The 15,103-nt window shown below is 70.1% G+C and carries 16 protein-coding genes and 1 pseudogene; 10 read left to right on the top strand and 7 right to left on the bottom strand.

The genetic code is table 11. The annotated features are described in order from the left end of the window. Positions 1 to 113 precede the first annotated feature (113 nt). Both ABH926_RS21395 and ABH926_RS21400 read left to right on the top strand, forming a co-directional pair. Positions 114 to 1,751: an alpha/beta hydrolase gene (locus tag ABH926_RS21395; protein WP_370367727.1), complete on the top strand. Its 1,638-nt coding sequence runs from the start codon at positions 114 to 116 to the stop codon at positions 1,749 to 1,751. A gap of 121 nt (positions 1,752 to 1,872) precedes the next feature. Then, a pseudogene (locus tag ABH926_RS21400) lies at positions 1,873 to 1,980 on the top strand (M24 family metallopeptidase); the annotation flags it as partial. Between the two features lie 183 nt (positions 1,981 to 2,163). On the opposite strand, the gene ABH926_RS21405 reads toward ABH926_RS21400, so the two are convergent. Next, a complete protein-coding gene (locus ABH926_RS21405) occupies positions 2,164 to 2,541 on the bottom strand; it encodes a VOC family protein (protein ID WP_370367470.1) in 378 nt (125 codons plus the stop codon). A gap of 133 nt (positions 2,542 to 2,674) precedes the next feature. Here ABH926_RS21405 and ABH926_RS21410 point away from each other — a divergent pair, with 133 nt between their 5' ends. Continuing rightward, positions 2,675 to 3,499: a MerR family transcriptional regulator gene (locus ABH926_RS21410; protein ID WP_370367471.1), complete on the top strand. Its 825-nt coding sequence runs from the start codon at positions 2,675 to 2,677 to the stop codon at positions 3,497 to 3,499. 43 nt (positions 3,500 to 3,542) lie between these two features. Here the strand turns inward: ABH926_RS21410 and ABH926_RS21415 are convergent, their stop codons facing one another. Then, entirely contained in the window at positions 3,543 to 4,121 is a 579-nt protein-coding gene (locus ABH926_RS21415) for a TetR/AcrR family transcriptional regulator (RefSeq protein WP_370367472.1), read from the bottom strand. Positions 4,122 to 4,210: 89 nt separating this feature from the next. Here ABH926_RS21415 and ABH926_RS21420 point away from each other — a divergent pair, with 89 nt between their 5' ends. After that, entirely contained in the window at positions 4,211 to 5,092 is an 882-nt protein-coding gene (locus ABH926_RS21420; protein ID WP_370367473.1) for an SDR family oxidoreductase, read from the top strand. A 103-nt stretch (positions 5,093 to 5,195) separates the two neighbouring features. Here the strand turns inward: ABH926_RS21420 and ABH926_RS21425 are convergent, their stop codons facing one another. Further along, on the bottom strand, positions 5,196 to 5,633 hold the full coding sequence (locus ABH926_RS21425; protein WP_370367474.1) for an SRPBCC domain-containing protein: 438 nt from the start codon (positions 5,631 to 5,633) through the stop codon (positions 5,196 to 5,198). 105 nt (positions 5,634 to 5,738) lie between these two features. Here ABH926_RS21425 and ABH926_RS21430 point away from each other — a divergent pair, with 105 nt between their 5' ends. After that, positions 5,739 to 6,485: a TetR/AcrR family transcriptional regulator gene (locus ABH926_RS21430; protein ID WP_370367475.1), complete on the top strand. Its 747-nt coding sequence runs from the start codon at positions 5,739 to 5,741 to the stop codon at positions 6,483 to 6,485. A gap of 60 nt (positions 6,486 to 6,545) precedes the next feature. Here the strand turns inward: ABH926_RS21430 and ABH926_RS21435 are convergent, their stop codons facing one another. Continuing rightward, on the bottom strand, positions 6,546 to 7,736 hold the full coding sequence (locus ABH926_RS21435) for a lactonase family protein (RefSeq protein ID WP_370367476.1): 1,191 nt from the start codon (positions 7,734 to 7,736) through the stop codon (positions 6,546 to 6,548). 108 nt (positions 7,737 to 7,844) lie between these two features. Next, a complete protein-coding gene (locus tag ABH926_RS21440) occupies positions 7,845 to 8,729 on the bottom strand; it encodes an NAD-dependent epimerase/dehydratase family protein (protein ID WP_370367477.1) in 885 nt (294 codons plus the stop codon). Between the two features lie 129 nt (positions 8,730 to 8,858). Here ABH926_RS21440 and ABH926_RS21445 point away from each other — a divergent pair, with 129 nt between their 5' ends. From ABH926_RS21445 to ABH926_RS21460, 4 genes are all read left to right on the top strand, one after another. Beyond that, the gene (locus ABH926_RS21445; RefSeq protein WP_370367478.1) at positions 8,859 to 9,719 is read left to right on the top strand and encodes a helix-turn-helix transcriptional regulator; all 861 of its coding nucleotides are present in this window, start codon (positions 8,859 to 8,861) and stop codon (positions 9,717 to 9,719) included. Between the two features lie 134 nt (positions 9,720 to 9,853). Further along, the gene (locus ABH926_RS21450; RefSeq protein ID WP_370367479.1) at positions 9,854 to 10,555 is read left to right on the top strand and encodes a sigma-70 family RNA polymerase sigma factor; all 702 of its coding nucleotides are present in this window, start codon (positions 9,854 to 9,856) and stop codon (positions 10,553 to 10,555) included. Positions 10,556 to 10,731: 176 nt separating this feature from the next. Continuing rightward, on the top strand, positions 10,732 to 10,965 hold the full coding sequence (locus tag ABH926_RS21455; protein WP_370367481.1) for an anti-sigma factor: 234 nt from the start codon (positions 10,732 to 10,734) through the stop codon (positions 10,963 to 10,965). A gap of 75 nt (positions 10,966 to 11,040) precedes the next feature. Further along, positions 11,041 to 11,565 (top strand): trypco2 family protein, encoded by a 525-nt coding sequence (locus tag ABH926_RS21460; RefSeq protein ID WP_370367482.1) that lies wholly within the window; start codon positions 11,041 to 11,043, stop codon positions 11,563 to 11,565. Between the two features lie 93 nt (positions 11,566 to 11,658). Here the strand turns inward: ABH926_RS21460 and ABH926_RS21465 are convergent, their stop codons facing one another. Then, positions 11,659 to 12,318 carry a LuxR C-terminal-related transcriptional regulator gene (locus ABH926_RS21465; protein WP_370367483.1) on the bottom strand — a complete coding sequence of 220 codons (660 nt, stop codon included), beginning with the start codon at positions 12,316 to 12,318 and terminating at the stop codon, positions 11,659 to 11,661. After that, on the bottom strand, positions 12,303 to 13,571 hold the full coding sequence (locus ABH926_RS21470) for a sensor histidine kinase (protein ID WP_370367484.1): 1,269 nt from the start codon (positions 13,569 to 13,571) through the stop codon (positions 12,303 to 12,305). Before ABH926_RS21470 ends, ABH926_RS21465 begins: the two co-directional genes overlap by 16 nt. 143 nt (positions 13,572 to 13,714) lie before the next feature. Between ABH926_RS21470 and ABH926_RS21475 the strand changes: the two genes are divergently transcribed. Continuing rightward, the gene (locus tag ABH926_RS21475) at positions 13,715 to 15,043 is read left to right on the top strand and encodes a serine hydrolase domain-containing protein (RefSeq protein ID WP_370367485.1); all 1,329 of its coding nucleotides are present in this window, start codon (positions 13,715 to 13,717) and stop codon (positions 15,041 to 15,043) included. Positions 15,044 to 15,103: the final 60 nt, after the last annotated feature.

Here is a 15,103-nt window from a genome sequence, read left to right on the forward strand (position 1 = left end):
CACGTCGACAACTCGGGTGTCAGTGCACTGTTTACTGCTTTACTGGCGCTGATCAAGCCACGCCGTCAAGGCGTGCCACGTTTCTGCGCCACCAGAAAGGCCGTTCCTTGAACATCACTGGGAACTCTGCTCCGCCACCACAGCGCCGCTTCCGCACCGGACGTCGGCTCACCGCCGTCCTGGGCGCGGCGGCCCTGGCCAGCGTCATGGCGACCGGTCTGGCGGTGGCCAGCCCGGCCCCGGCACACCAGGCCGGACCGAAGATTCCCACCCTGAACTGGACCGACTGCACCGGCGGCTTCCAATGCTCCGACGCGGCCGTCCCGCTGGACTACCGCGACCCGCAGGGCCCGACCATCACCCTGCACATGATCCGGCACCCGGCAGCCGACCCGGGCCAGCGCGTGGGCACCCTGTGGATGGAGCCCGGCGGACCCGGCAGCAGCGGGCTGGACTTCGCCCGCGACAACTACGCGGACCTGCCGGCCGAACTGCAGAACAAGTTCGACATCGTCAGCTTCGACCCGCGGGGCATCCAGACCAGCTCGGGCGTCGCGTGCTACAGCGATACCCAGTACACCGCAGCCGTCAACGCGGCCAAGGGCGTTCCCGGGCCGGACGCCTTCGCCAACGCCGTCAAGGTGGCGGCGGACTTCGACCAGAACTGCGTGACCAAGCTCGGGGACACCGCCGGCCTGTTCGGCACGGCATACGTCGCGCGGGACATCGACCTGCTCCGCCAGGCCCTCGGCGAGCAGCAACTCACGTTCTACGGCCGGTCGTTCGGCACGTACGTCGGCACCGTCTACGCCAGCATGTTCCCGCGACGGGTGCGCGCCATGGCACTGGACGGCGCCTACGACCCGAACCACTACGCGAACGACCCCTACGCCTACGACTGGCCGCAGTACATCGCGCTGGACGCGGCGATGAACGACTTCCTCACCTGGTGCGATCAGAACCAGTCGGAGTGCGGGTTCGGCGACGGGAACGCCAAGGCCGCCTTCACCGCCCTCAAGGCCGACCTGGACGCCAACCCCGTCCAGATCCCCGGCGGCGGGGTGGCCAACGGCTTCACCCTGGCCTACCGCCTGCTGTTCAACATGGACGACGGCAAGGTGATCTGGCCGGCGTTCGGCCAGGCGCTGCGCCAGGCACAGCTGCACGACCCCACGTCGTTCCTGCTCCGCCCGCCGTCCCCGGCCAGCTGGGCCCAGCTCAACCCCAACACCGTGGTCTCCTGCGACGACCGGGCCTTCCCGGCGAGCATCTCGCAGCTGAAGTGGAACGTCACGGCCGAGGCCGCGGCGGCACCGCTGCTCGGCACGCCGTGGGCCTACGCACCGCCGATGTACGACCAGAACAGCGCCCCGGCCTGCGTCCAGTGGCCGGTCGAGCGGGTCAGCCGCTACAGCGGCTCCTACCGGGCGGCGGGCTCGGCGCCCATCCTCGTGATCGGCACCACGCATGACCCTGACACTCCCTATCAGGATGCTGTCTCGCTCTCCAGGACCTTCGACAACGCCGAACTGCTGACGTTCGACGCCCAAGGACACACCGCCTTCGGCCGGAGCGCTTGTGTGACCGCGGCGACCGCCACCTACCTGGCCGACCTGACCCTCCCGAAGCCGGGCACCGTGTGCTCGGACGAGATCCCGCCGGCTCCGGTGACGTCCGCGAACGTCGCGAAGTTCAGGGCTCTGCGCAGCGGCGCCTCGGACGAGCAGGAGCTGATCCGCGCCGGAAGCTGACGCTGGTATCTGACACCCGACACCTGACACCTGACACCCGGGCACGCTGGCCGGTTCGCGAAGCATGACGGTCGCGGACCGGCCTTTCCGCGAAGGGTCATGCGGCGAACGGAGCTGCTTCTGCACCTCGGTCAACGACGCCATCGTGCACGGCATCCCCGGCGGCTACCGGCTGCGGGACGGCGACCTGGTCGGCGTCGACTGCGGGGCGACACCCGACGGCTGGACCCTGCTCACCACCGATGGCAGCCGCGCCGCGCACGTCGAGCACACCATCGCCGTCACCGACGACGGTCCCCGCGTCCTGACCCGGCCCTGACGTCCGGGGACGCCCGATCCTCCCACATCCCGGCGAAAGCCCCTGGTCAGAGCCCTGATCAGAGCCCTACCCAGGGGCAACCACGGCTGACGGCTACTTGGCCCCGAACGTGAGCAGATCGAACTCGTTGCCTTCCGGGTCCGCGAAGGTGGTCCACCGGGCCCCGGGGACCTCGATCTCGTCGAGCGGCTTGGCGCCCAGCCCGGTCAGCCGCTCGATCTCGGCCTCGTACTGCTCGGTGCTCAGATCGAGATGGAGTCGGTTCTTGACCGTCTTGGCCTCGGGGACGTTCTGGAAGAACATCCGGGGACCGCTCGCCGGATCGGCGGCGAGCAGCTGCGCGTTCTCGGCGGTCGCCCCCGGGCTGACCTCGCGGCCCAGGACCTTGCCCCAGAAGTCCGCCAGAGTGGCGGGATCGGCGCAGTCGATGGTGAGAGCCATGACACTCACAGCGGGCGTGGTTGCGTTCATGGTTGTGTTGTTCCTTCCGATGGAGGCGGCCGTCGCGGCCGACTGACTCCACCGTCGTCGGTGTCCCGAGGAGAAGGTCAACACCGGCCGGCAGCTTTGACCTTCCCCTTAGGGGAAGGCACATACTGGCCGCATGCCTGCCGCCCTGACGATCGGCGACTTCTCGCGCGCCACACACCTGAGCGCCAAGACCTTGCGCCACTATCACCGCGTCGGGCTCCTGACGCCGGCCGACGTCGACGCGGACACCGGATACCGGCGGTACACGACCGACCAGATCCCGACGGCCCAGATCATCCGCCGTTTCCGGGATCTCAACATGCCCCTGGACCACATTCACGCCGTGCTGGAGGCCCCCGACCCGCGCACGCGAAACGAGCTCATCACCGCGCACCTGGCGAGCCTCGAACAAGCCCTGGCCGCCACGCAGTCCGCAGTCACATCCCTGCGCGACCTGCTTGCCCCGCCGTCCGCCACCGCACCGGTCAGACACCGCAGGGTGGGCGCGACCATGACAGCGGCTGTCACCTCCGTCATCGCGATGGGCGACCTCGTACCCTGGTATCAGGGCGCGCTCGGCGAGCTCCACGCCACGCTCGAGGCACAAGGCGTGCGCGCCTGCGGCCCGACAGGCGGGGTCTTCGCCGGAGACCTGTTCACTGACGAGCGCGGGCAGGCCACGGTCTTCGTCCCCACCGCGACCGAGGTCCCACGGCTGGGCCGGGTCGAACCGCTCGTCGTACCGGCCGCCGAACTCGCCGTCATAGAGCACCACGGTTCGCTCGCCGACGTCGATCGGGCCTACGGAACGCTGGCCGCCTACGTGGCCGGCCACGAGCTGCACCTCGACGGCCCGATCCGGGAGTATTACCTCGTCGGCCGCCAGGACACCGCGGACGACACTCTGTGGCGGACTGAGATCTGCTGGCCGGTCTTCAGCACCAGCGCGGCCGACTGACAGTCCCATCGCGGCCGCGGCGGTGTGGCGACCCCGGTGACACTCAATCCAGCGACGCGGTGGCCACACGCAGCTCGTCCAGAGCCGCCGAAGTGTGCACCGCGAGTTCGTCCGTGGCCTCACGCCCGCCTTCGGACCAGACGGCGAACCCCCGCTTGAAAGCCAGAACGCCCAGCTCGCCCGCGACCGTCGCGATCGGATCGGGCACTCCGCGGTCGATGAGTGCCTGCGTCGCCGCGGCCGCGAGACTGGCTCCTTTGAGAGCCTCGCGCTCCTGCAGCTCGGCGCTCGCGGCCACGGCGGCCTTCAGGCGAGGGGCGAGCTCGCGGTTCACCGGGCCCATCGCGCCCGACACACGCTCGAGCCCGGCGGCGACCGCTGTGAGCGGGCTGGCCCCTTCGGGAGCCTCGGCGATCCCTTCGACCAACAGCCGGCTCAGAGTCTCCTGACCGGCCGCCAACAGGTCGCGCTTGTCCGGGAAGTAGCGGAAGAACGTGCTCTTAGTAACCCCGGCGCGCTCAGCGATCTGCGCGACGGTCGTGGCGTCGTATCCCCGCTCGGTGAACAGGTCGACGGCAGCCACTACGAGACGTTCGCGCGCCCCCGGTTCCCATCGAGCCATGGGTCCATCATAGGCGATGGGACCTTTGTCTCATCACTGGTGCTACAGTGATGAGACAAAGGTCCCATCACTGATTCGAGGAGTGCCCCATGCAGGTCTTCATCACCGGAGGCACCGGCCTGATCGGCTCGGCCGTCGTCGCCGAACTGCTCGCGAACGGCCACACCGTCCTCGCGCTGGCCCGGTCCGACGCGTCCGCGGCCGCCGCCGAGAAAGCCGGCGCCGAGCCGATCCGAGGAAACCTCACCGACCTGGACGTCCTGCGCGCCGGCGCGGCGCGCGCCGAAGGCGTCATCCACCTGGCCTTCGGCAACGACTTCAGCAGCCCTCAGGCCCTGGCACGGTCGATCGCCGAGGAGACGGCCGCCCTCACAGCGCTGGGCGAGGAACTCGTCGGCAGCGACCGCCCCCTGGTCACCGTCGCGGGCACGCCCCACACACCGGGCCGCGCCTCCACCGAAGCCGACCCGGCACCGACCGAGGGCCCGGTCGGCGGCCGAGGCCGAACCGTCACGGCGATCCTGGACCTGGCCTCCCAGGGGGTCCGCAGCACGGCCGTCCGCCTGCCGCGCACGGTCCACAACAACGGAACCGGCGGCTTCGCCGGCCTGCTGACCGACATCGCACGCCGCAGCGGGGTGTCCGGCTACCCCGGCGACGGCACCCAGCGCTGGCCGGCCGTGCACGCACTCGACGCAGCCGCCCTGTTCCGGCTCGCCCTCGAACAGGCACCGGGCGGAACCTCCTGGCACGCCGTGGCCGACGAAGGCGACCAGGTCCACGACATCGCCGCCGTCATCGGCCGACGACTCGGCCTGCCGGTCCAGGCGGTGCCGACCGAAACCTACGGCCCCCTCGGCCCGATCTTCGCGACCGACCAGCCCGCCTCCAGCACCCACACCCAGCAGAGCCTCGGCTGGAAGCCGCAGCACCCCTCTCTTCTGGAAGACCTGGAGAACATCCAGCCCTGATCACCGGAAACGCCCATCGACCAGATGGGCGCGACGCTCGGAGCCATCGAGGACTTCGTCGACACCGCGGTCAAGCCAGAAGGCGGCTGACCCAGTCGTCGCCTCAGGCCAGCTCGGCGAGCACCGGCGGCAGCCCGACGCGCAGCATCTTGCGGCGGACGTGGCCCAGCAGCTTGGCCATGGCATAGCCGCCAGGGCCGGTGAAACCGGTGTGTTCGTACACGAGGGCGGTGCCGCCGCCGGGGTCCGCCGCGAGTCGGTAGCAGACCTCGGTGACGGCACCGCCCTCGTTGTCCTGCCAGGAGAACCGCAGCAGCTCGGGCTCGGCCGCCTCCAGCACCACACAGTTGACGATGCCGTCCCAGCCGGGCTTCGGCTTGCCGACGAACTGGAAACGGGTTCCGGGAACCGTGTCGAAGCCGACCGGCCTGCCGCCGGCACCGGTGGCGGTCCAGCGCGGGACCACTTCCGGGTCGGTCAGGGCGCGCCAGACGGTCTCGACGGGTTGCGCGTAGTGCTCGACGATCCTGATCTCGCTCACGGCGTCCTCCTACTTCCTGGAGATGTCGGCCTGGAACTCTCTCCCCCAAAACTTACAGTCACAGTATTTTTTTAGCAACTGAAGCTTTCCGGCTACACTGTCGCCATGGAGGCAGGCACCGTGGACTGGTCGTCGTTCGGCACCAGAGCGGACGGCGCGGCAGCACCCGAGGCCGAAGGACTGCGCGAGCGCAAGAAGCGCCTGCTGCGGCAGCAGCTGTCGGACACCGCGACCGAGATGTTCCTGGCAGAGGGCTTCGACGCCGTGCGGGTCAGCGCGATCGCCGCCGCGTGCGGGGTGTCGGAGAAGACGGTCTTCAACTACTTCCCGACCAAGGAATCCCTGATCCTGGACCGGTTCGAGACGCTGCCCGAGGAGGTGGCCGCAGCGCTGTCCACACCCGGAACACCTCTGGTCGAGGCGGTACTGGGGGTCCTAAACCGTGAACTCAGAGCACTGACGGGCTGGATGGCCGCGCAGCCGGACTACGGCGAAGCGGTCCGGCAGATCGCGCGGTTCGGCGCACTGCTGGGCTCGACGCCGTCGCTGCGCGCACACCAACGCGAGGCCGCCGATCGTTTGACCGCCGAGGCCGCGCGCGTGCTTTCCGCACTCGCCGGACCGGCGGGCCACGCCGTGGAAGCGCAAGTCGCGGCGCACGCGCTGGTGGGATTGTGGCCCGCGCAATACGCGGCGCTGCGCCGGCATCTGATGTCCGCACGCTCGGGTGAGGAGCTGTTCGGCCTGGTGAGCGCCGAGGTACGCCGCGCGGCTCGGGTCGTGGACCAGGGATTGGGCTCGTGGATGCCGGTTACCCGGCCGGGGGCCCACGGACCGTCGCTCAGCCCGTAGGTCCCCGGTCGTCATCCGGCATCAGCCGGGAGGTCGTACGGTTTCCCGCGACCTCGCAGGTCAGTTCGTTGCGATTCCCTCCCCGCCGACGCCGCCGGCGACCGTGACCGCACCGATCTCGGTCAGCGAGCCGTCGGCCGCGATCGAGTATTCGTCCACGACGCCGGTACCGCCGGCCTGTACATACAGGTTGTGGCCGACGGCCGCCGCGTCGACAGTGCCCTTGTCGGTGCCGGTGTTGCCGAGGCCGGTGAGCGCGCCGTGCGCGCCGATGCGGACGCCGGTCTCGGTGGCGCTGCCGGCGTTGGAGGCGAACAGCAGGTCGCCGTCTCGGGCGATCCAGCAGGTGGCGGCCTGGCCGGTGGCGTAGGCGGACTGCTGGGTCAGCGTGCCGTCGGTGTCGACCCGGTAGCTCACCACGGTGCTGGTGCCGGCCTGGACCAGGGCGATCTCGTGGCGGCCGGTGGCGACGAAGGCGAACGGCACGGTGCCGGGGAAGGCGTTGACGGTCGGGGACGCGGACGGGGAGCCGTCGGGGCCGAGACGGTAGACGAGCACGTCGTTGCTCGCAGCCTTGGTCGTCACCACCAGCTGCCTGCCGTCGCCGGTGAAGCCGACCTGGCCCGGGGTGTGGGTGAACTGCGGTGTGCCGCTCGCGTCGAGGCCGAGCTGACGGTTCCAGTCCTTCTTGATCTCCAGACGGCCGCCGGCTACCCGGTAGCCCTGGACGCTCGCGCCGTTCTCGGCGTTGAGCACGTAGACGGTGTCCCGGTGCACGGTGACGCTGACCGGGAAGGTGCCGCCGGAGGAGACGACCTGCCGCAGTGTCAGGGCGGCGCCGTGGACCGCGAACACCGAAACCGTGTTGCTGCCCGCGTTCACCGCGTAGAGCAGGTGGTGCTCGGCGTCGTAGGTGAGCGCGCCCTGCGAAGCGGTGTGGTCGACGGCGCTGCCGCTCAGCACGCCGCCCAGGCCGCCGGTGTCGTACGTGTGGGCCAGGGTGAGCGTGCCGTCGGCGGCGCGCCGGTAGGCGGCCACCTGGTTGCCCGCGGTGTTGTCGGTTTGCACGAACACCGCGTCGGAGCTGTCGGCGTTGTGCGCCGCGAGCGCAGCCGGCACGGTGGTGGCGCCCGCCGTGGCGGCAGGCGACGTAGTGGCCGCGTTGGCCGGAACCGCGGTGAGTGCGACGGCGGCGCTGCCGGCGGCCAGAGCCGCCACCGAAAGGCTCGTGCGGCGGAAAGTCTTGGTCATGATGAGTGACACTCCTTGTCGGGTCGCCCGGATGCGGCGGACGTCGCATCCGGCCCGTCTCAGTCCCCGTTGCGAGCCAGGCGTTACAGGCCTCGCTCCTTCTCCGTGTCAGCTCCGTGTGTAAGAGCCCTTGCGCAGCTCGTCCAAGAGGGTGGCCTCGACCGGTGTCCACCCCAGCAGCCGGCCGGCCCGCTCCGAGTTCAGCGGCGCAGAACGAGTCAGCACATCCGCGAAGGGCCCCATCGCTTCCCGCGCCTGCTCCAGCGTGATCGACATCGCCTGAGCACCGGTGAGCTCCGCAACGGCTTCGGCGATGTCCCGCATGCTGGTCTGTACTCCTGCCGAGGCGTTCACGACAAGCCGGGGCTCGGCGGCCACAAGTGCCGCGCCATAGAGCCGGGCCAGGTCGTCGACGTGCACGGAGCTCCATGCGTTGGCCCCGGTGCCGACGTACGCCGCGACCCCATGCTCGCGCGCGCTGGCGATCATGCCCTGTATCAACCCCGAGCCGCCGCGCCCGTAGATCAAGGAGGCACGCACGACGGTCACCACGGGTCCCTCGGCCGCCAGTACCTGGCGCTCCCCCAGCACCTTGAACGGCTGCGGCGACCGCTCGGGCTCGACCGGGGCGTCCTCGTCGACCTGAGTACCGTGCGTGTCGGGGTAGACCAGCCCAGTGCTCGTGTAGACGAAGGGCCGCCCCGGCCTCGTCGCGTCGAGCATGGCGGCCAGCGCGGGCTGCTCGATCTCGTGCATGGCGGGGTGGGCGAAGTCCACAGCGGCGTGCACGACACCGTCAGCTTCCGCCGCCGCCGCACGCAGAGTCTCCAGGTCGGCGAGGCTTCCGAACACAGGATCGGCACCCAGCCGGGTCACTTTCTCACGCGCCGCGTCCGAGCGCACCAGCGCGCTCACTTGGTGGCCGCCGCCGATCAAATGCTCGGTGAGCACAGCGCCGAGGTAGCCGCTGGCGCCGGTCAGGAAAACACGCATTGTCGAAGCCCTTGCCTTTCCAAAGAGGTCTTTCGACCCAGCGTTCACGCACTCCTGACGGGTATCCAGGGACTACCGGTCCGTGGCTCCGGAGCTCGCGGACGAGGCTCGGCGCCGTACCGTGGGCCCATGGACAAGCACGCTTTGGCGGAGTTCCTGCGCAACAGGCGGGAACACGTCGAACCGGAGGACGTGGGACTGCCCCGCGGGCCGCGCCGTCGGACGCCGGGGCTGCGGCGCGAAGAAGTCGCGCAGCTGGCCCACATCTCGACGGACCACTACAGCCGGCTGGAGCAGGCCCGCGGGCGCCATCCGTCTCGAGCGGTGCTGCAGGCCATCGCCCGGGCTTTGCGGTTGTCCGACCAGGAACGCACGCATTTGTTCTCGCTCGCCGGGGAGGTCGAGGACGACCGCGGCCGTCTGCCCTCGCGCCAGGTCGACGACGCCACCGCCGCGCTGCTGAACCGCCTCACCGACACCCCGGCACTGGTCATGGACAACACGTGCCAGATCATCGCGTGGAATCCGCTGGCCGCCGCATTGTTCGAGGACTTCTCCGTGTTGCAGAGCGCCGACCGCAACGTCCTGCGCCGCATCTTCCTGCATCCGGACCAGGGCGGCGGTACATACGGCATCGCCGACCACGAGCGTTTCATCCTGACCACCGTCAGCTACCTGCGGATGGCCACCACCCGGTATCCCGACGACGTGGAGCTTCGGGCGCTCATCGCCGATCTCCTGGCCGGCAGCGAGGCTTTCGAGCGGCTGTGGACCTCCCTGGACATCCGCGTCGACCACCACGCGCGCCAGGTTTTCGAACACCCTCAGGTCGGGCCGATCGAGCTGGACTACGACATTCTCAGCGTTCCGGGCCGCGACCAACAGGTGGTGTTGTTCACCGCCGAACCGGACTCGCCCGCGTTCCGGGATCTTCAGTTGCTCAAAGTCATCGGAGCCATCGGCGCGCGGCCGACAGTCCCGTCCGGCTGAGGCCGGCGCCGACGCTGTAACGCCCCGCGGTCCTCTGGCACTGAACGCCCCACAGACGATGACGCGATCAGTACGAAAGTCATTACGACTCCAGGAACTGACGAAGTCCGCGACCAGGACGGGGCTAGGGTTTCATGAGCCAGATAGCAATCGCACCGCAAGGAGTCATCGTGGGGGAAACGCCCCTGGTGCTACCGCCGGACGCCGAACTCGCCGACCGGCTGCGCGCCGGCGACGAGGACGCCTTCCGGCTCGTGCTGGATGCCTGGTCGTCGTCGATGCTGCGGCTGGCGCGCTCGTTCGTGTCGACCAACGACTCGGCCGAGGAGGTCGTGCAGGAGGCCTGGCTGGGCGTCATCCGGGGCATCGACCGGTTCGAGGGCCGAGCGGCCCTGAAGACCTGGGTGTTCAGGATCCTGGTGAACATCGCCAAGGGCCGCGGGGTGAAGGAGTCCCGGACGCTGCCGTTCAGCAGCCTGTTGCCCGAGGACGAGGGCGCCGCGGTCGATCCGTCGCGGTTCCGACCCGCCTCGGACCCCTATCCCGGACACTGGAACCCGGGGCAGAAACCGCAGACCTGGGCGTTGCCGGAAAGCGAGGCGTTACAGGGAGAAGTGCGCAGAGTCGTCGGCGAAGCCCTGGCCGCCCTCCCCGAACGCCACCGCATCGTGGTGACGTTGCGAGACGTGGAGGGCTACGCCTCCGACGAAGTCTGCAGCATGCTGAACATCTCCCCCGGCAACCAGCGGGTCATTCTGCACCGGGCCAGAGCGGTCGTCCGCACACGCCTGGAGCGGTATTTCGACTCCGTCGCCCAAGCCGGGGACCCACGATGACCTGGCCGCGACGCCCAAGCCGCAGCGCCCCACCGGGATCCGGCCCGACCGGCGCCCGACCTCCCAGACCGCGCACAACCCCTGCCGCGCAGGCTCCATCCCGGCCGGCCTCGCACTCGAACCCCGGGACATGGTCCAATGAGGACTGGCGGAAACAGCGTGAAAGGTGCCCGAGGATGGACTGCGACGAGTTCGTCGAGCTGGTCACGGACTTCCTTGAGGGCGCCCTCCCCGAGGCGGACGAGGCGCGGTTCATCGCGCACCTCGCCGAGTGCGACGGGTGCGAGACCTACCTGGCGCAGTTCCGGCAGACCATCGACACGCTCGGCGAACTTCCGTCCGAGGCGTTGTCCGGCCAGGCGCGCGAGCAGCTGCTGAACGCGTTCCGGGGATTCCAGCGCGAGCAGTAGAGACCGCGGAAACTGAGCCCCCTGAGAACGGAACCTTGCCGGCTCTCTTGTCACCGACTATGCCGAGGAACCACCGTGGAAGTCACCAGCGAGAGCGTCACCATCCGCACCCTGGTCGAGGTCATCAAGGCCTCCATCTGCGAGGTCCAGGGCGCCGAGGAACCGCGTCCCGGTGACCTGATCGCGGCATCGGCCGCGCTCACTTTGCACGCCATGATGGACACCACGGTCGGCGGCAAGGTCGATCTGCGCGTACCGGTGATCGGTGCGCACCTGCGGATCGGCGGGCGGCGTGCCCGGCACCGGATGCACACCGTGCACGTCTCCCTGGTTCCAGAACACTACGGCCGGTCCCAGCACGACCACGGCGCCGGCGACCCGGAGCTGGTCATGGCGCTGCGCGCGATCAGGGACCTGATGGACGCGACCGGCCGCGGCGGCCACTCATGGACGGTGGCGGGCGGTACGGTCCAGGTCTCCTTCGCTGTCACCGACGAGGGCTCCATCTCGGTCGGGCTCAACAGCGACCGCAGCGACGAGCACGTGCACAGCCTGGAGCTGGAACTACAGCCGGTGGATTCGGATCCGGCCGTCCTTTAGCAGAATCCGCCATTCGCCAATCAACCGCGCTGCGACCCACGCCCGTCGGCATCCTCATCCTCCCGCGCCGCGGCCGGGGCACGTCCGCCGCTGTCAAAGCCCTGGTTCGGCGCCTTCCAGATAGGCCAGGACGGCCAGCACCCTGCGGTTGTCCTCGTCGGACAGCTCGAGCCCGAGTTTCGCGAAAATGCTGTTGCTGTGCTTGCTCACCGCCTTGTCCGTGACGCCCATCCGCGCCGCGATGGCGGCGTTCGACCGGCCCTGGGCCATCAGGGAGAGCACCTCGCGCTCGCGTGGGGTCAGGGTGCGCAAAGGCGGATCGCCCGAGCGGTAGGTGAGCAGCGCCTCGATGACCTTCGGATCCATCACGGTGCCGCCGGCGGCGACGTGGCGGACGTCGGCGACGAACTGCCGGACGTCCATCACCCGGTTCTTCAGCAGGTAGCCGACGCCGCCGGCGCGGTCGGACATCAGCTCGCGGGCGTACAGCGGTTCGACGTACTGCGACAGGACCAGAACGGGCAGGCCGGGATGCCGGGCGCGGGCGTCGATCGCGGCCTTGAGGCCCTCGTCGGTGAAGGTCGGCGGCAGCCGCACGTCGACCACCGCGACGTCCGGCCGCCGGCTCATCAGGGCCCTGAGCAAACCCGGTCCGTCGTCGACTGCTTCGACGACCTCGCAGCCGTGCGCCTGGAACAGCCGGATCAGGCCGTCCCGGAGCAGCGCCAGGTCTTCGGCTACGACGATGCGCACGGCAGCGACATCCTCACCTCGGTCGGCCCGCCGTGCGGGCTGTCCACGACCAGCTCGCCGTCGAAGGCGGCCAGCCGACGCCGGACGCCGTGCAGGCCGCTGCCGCCTTCGATCCTGGCGCCGCCCCGGCCGTCGTCGCACACGGACATCCGCAGCAGCCCCTCGCCTACGGCACGGCCGGCGGTGAATTCCACCGCGATCGCGATCCGCCGGGCCTGGGCGTGCTTGATCGCGTTGGCCAGGGCCTCGGCGATCGCGAAGTAGGCCGCGGACTCCACCGGCGCCGACAGCCGGCCCGGCAGGTCGATCTCGACGCTGGTCGGGACCGGGTTGGCCAGGACCAGCGCCTGGATCGCGCCGTCCAGGCCGCGGTCGGCCAGGACCGGCGGATGGATGCCGCGCACCAGGTCGCGGAGTTCGTCCAGCGCGGTGGAGGTCGACTCGCGGGCCTCGGCCACCAGGCGCAGCGCGGAGTGCGGATCGTCGGCGAAGGTCGACTCGGCCAGGCCCAGGCTCATGCCCAGGGACACCAGGCGGGCCTGGGCCCCGTCGTGCAGGTCGCGCTCAATCCGTCGCAGCTCCGCGGCCTGGGTGTCGACCGTCTCGGCCCGGGTGTCGGCCAGGTGCCGGACCCGGGCCCGGAGTTCGGCCCGGCCGGTGGGCGCCAGCAGCCGGCGGATCAGCCGGGCCTCGGCGTGCGCCAACGGTACGGCAGTGACGTACCAGGTCAGGAAGCACACCAGGCTCAGCGGGACCAGGACGAACGAGCCGGCCAGGGTGTCGATGGGGAAGCCGAGCGGCGTGTGGAAGACGTCGGCCGGGGTCACGGCGTACAGCAACGGGAAGATCAGGTAGAAGACGCCCGCCAGGAAGAGAATGGCCGACAGCCCGTAGGTGAACCATCCGAGCACTGTGTTGGCGACCAGCCAGGCCCAGTCCCGCCAACTCGCCGGATCACGCACGATCACCTGGAACCGCTCCAGCCAGCCCACGTCGGGAACCGGCGTATAGGGCCGGCCGACCGGCTCGCCGAGCAGCCGGGCCGCCCAATCCCGGTGCCAGTCGGCCAGCCGGCGAACCGGAACCGTCGCCAGCACCGTCAGCGGAACGCCCACCAGGCACGCGGCCGAGGCCACCACGCTGATCCACAGCGCGAGCAGCCCGACTCCGGCGGCCATCCCCAGCAACAGCACGAACGACCCGCCCAACAGCCGGAAGCGTGCGGCGACGTCCGCTGGTCGAAGAACAGTCATGGACCGAGGATGACCGACCGGCCGCGATCGCACAGTGGGCCTAGGTCCACCCCTGTTCGGGTGTTCAGCCCCCGTGTTTTCCGCCGGCGGGACCGGAAGGCTGGATGACGTCCGCAGACAGCATCCCCGAAGGGACCCTGGCAATGCCCGAACACACTCAGACCAGCACGAGGCGCCGCCGTGGCGCCTCGGCGCTCATCCTGACCGCCGCTCTCACCGGGACCATGGTCGCCGGCGCGGCCACCGCCGGTGCCGCGACGTCGGGGCATGCCGGGATCGCCGCCGACCGAGCCACCAGCGCGGCGGAGAGGGCGGGCCAGACCGCAGGCCAAACTGCGGCCCAGACCGCGGCCCAGACCGCGGCCCTGTCCCGGCTGGCCGAACAGGTCATCGCCGACGGCGCGCCCGGCGTCATCGTCCGCGTCGACACCGGCCACGGCGCGCCGATCGAGATCTCCCGCCAGGCCTCCTGGACCCGCGCCGACGGCCGGCTCGACGCCGACGACCAAGTCCGCATGGGCTCCAACACCAAGACCATGGTCGCCACGCTGGTCCTGCAACTGGTCGCCGAGCACAAGCTCGCGCTGACCGATCCGGTGGCGAAGTGGCTGCCCGGCCAGGTGCCCGACGGCTCGGCGATCACTGTCAGGATGCTGCTGAACCACACCAGCGGCCTGTACAACTACCTCGACGACCCGGCCGTCCTGGCCTCCTTCCTCGGCCAGAACCCACAAAACTGGACCCCGGCCGAATTGCTCGCCGCCGGAGTCTCGCACCCCGCGCTGTTCGCCCCGGGTGCGCAGTTCTCCTACAGCAACACCAACTACATCGCCCTCGGCCTGATCCTGCAGAAAGCCACCGGCCACAGCCTCGCCGACCTGATCCAGCTGCGCATCGCGCGCCCCCTGGGCCTGCACGACACCTACCTGGCCAGCGCACAGCACCCGGGCTCGGGACTCACCGCCGGTTACGAGCCGGATGCCGCGCACCTGGCACCGTTCCTTCCGCCGGGAGTCCCGGCCGGAACCGCCTTCGCCGGCCCGGCCCGGGGCGACTACACCGACGTCACGGCCATCAACCCCAGCGATCTGTGGGCGGCCGGCGGCATCGTCTCCACCGCCCGGGACTGGTCTCGCTTCGACTCCGCGCTGATGTCCGGCAGGCTGCTACCGGCGGCGCAGCTGCAGGAGATGCGCACGACGGTTCCGGAGGACCCCGCGCAGCCCGACGGCAACGGCTACGGCCTGGGCCTGCGCAAGGTCGTGTTCCCCAGCGGCACCGTGTGGGGCCACGACGGCCAGGCGCCCGGCTACTCCAGCCAGACGTATGCCGACGCCTCCGGCAAGCGCACGGTCGAGATCATCACCACCACGATCTTCGGCGTCGCCGACCCGAAGACCGGGGCCGCGTACCAGAACCTCAGCAACGCCGCGGTCGCCGTCATGCTCGGCAAGCCGATCCCCGCGTCCTGATACGACCGAATTCAGGCTCCGAAGTCGGGCCGCTGCCTGACCCAGGCAGGGACAGGCACG

It is taken from the genome of Catenulispora sp. GP43 (genome assembly GCF_041260665.1).
GTDB lineage: Bacteria > Actinomycetota > Actinomycetes > Streptomycetales > Catenulisporaceae > Catenulispora.

Coding starts and splice junctions, on each gene's coding strand:
- ABH926_RS21475 (WP_370367485.1), top strand. CDS start 13,715: ATGCCCGAACACACTCAGACCAGCACGAGGCGCCGCCGTGGCGCCTCG.
- ABH926_RS21430 (WP_370367475.1), top strand. CDS start 5,739: ATGGAGGCAGGCACCGTGGACTGGTCGTCGTTCGGCACCAGAGCGGAC.
- ABH926_RS21455 (WP_370367481.1), top strand. CDS start 10,732: ATGGACTGCGACGAGTTCGTCGAGCTGGTCACGGACTTCCTTGAGGGC.
- ABH926_RS21470 (WP_370367484.1), bottom strand. CDS start 13,571: ATGACTGTTCTTCGACCAGCGGACGTCGCCGCACGCTTCCGGCTGTTG.
- ABH926_RS21405 (WP_370367470.1), bottom strand. CDS start 2,541: ATGAACGCAACCACGCCCGCTGTGAGTGTCATGGCTCTCACCATCGAC.
- ABH926_RS21445 (WP_370367478.1), top strand. CDS start 8,859: ATGGACAAGCACGCTTTGGCGGAGTTCCTGCGCAACAGGCGGGAACAC.
- ABH926_RS21420 (WP_370367473.1), top strand. CDS start 4,211: ATGCAGGTCTTCATCACCGGAGGCACCGGCCTGATCGGCTCGGCCGTC.
- ABH926_RS21435 (WP_370367476.1), bottom strand. CDS start 7,736: ATGACCAAGACTTTCCGCCGCACGAGCCTTTCGGTGGCGGCTCTGGCC.
- ABH926_RS21410 (WP_370367471.1), top strand. CDS start 2,675: ATGCCTGCCGCCCTGACGATCGGCGACTTCTCGCGCGCCACACACCTG.
- ABH926_RS21450 (WP_370367479.1), top strand. CDS start 9,854: ATGAGCCAGATAGCAATCGCACCGCAAGGAGTCATCGTGGGGGAAACG.
- ABH926_RS21440 (WP_370367477.1), bottom strand. CDS start 8,729: ATGCGTGTTTTCCTGACCGGCGCCAGCGGCTACCTCGGCGCTGTGCTC.
- ABH926_RS21415 (WP_370367472.1), bottom strand. CDS start 4,121: ATGGCTCGATGGGAACCGGGGGCGCGCGAACGTCTCGTAGTGGCTGCC.